This window comes from Virgibacillus sp. M23 (assembly GCF_034190895.1).
GTDB classification, from domain to species: domain Bacteria; phylum Bacillota; class Bacilli; order Bacillales; family Amphibacillaceae; genus Virgibacillus; species Virgibacillus salarius.
In genome coordinates this window covers 1-404 of the sequence record NZ_JAWDHA010000349.1, presented here as the reverse complement: position 1 = coordinate 404, position 404 = coordinate 1, and the positions used below count along the sequence as shown (strand labels likewise).

General features: G+C 47.5%; 1 protein-coding gene. It reads right to left on the bottom strand.

Annotated features, from left to right (window positions below):
* Window positions 1-332: acyltransferase domain-containing protein (locus tag RVS70_RS22925; protein WP_321135043.1), on the bottom strand; the 332-nt coding region annotated here is incomplete at its 3' end.
* Between the last annotated feature and the right edge of the window lie 72 nt (window positions 333-404).

The window sequence follows — 404 nt, the reverse complement described above, 5'->3', positions numbered from 1 at the left end:
TGTCTGACGAGGTTGACAATGTCATGCTGGCTAGATCTTTTCTTGTGCCTTCTGGCAAATGTGCTTAATGTGCTACCCGGCCCGACTTCTATTAACAGAACGTTGTCATCACTCAAAATCTGTTCCAATCCTTCATGGAAGCGGACTGTGCCTCTTAAGTGCTGAGACCAATAAGCCGGATCTGCTGCTTGTTCCGGTGTTATCCATGTTCCCGTTACATTCGAAACAAATGGAATCCGAGGGGTGTTCATATCCTGTTGCTTTACAGTCGCGGCAACTTCCTCAAGAATGGGCTCCATCATATAAGAATGAAAGGCGTGAGAAGTATGCAGCCGGCGGCCTGCAATGCCCTTTTCTTCAAGGAGAACCGCAAACGTCGCATTTTCTTGGCTGTTTCAGGATAC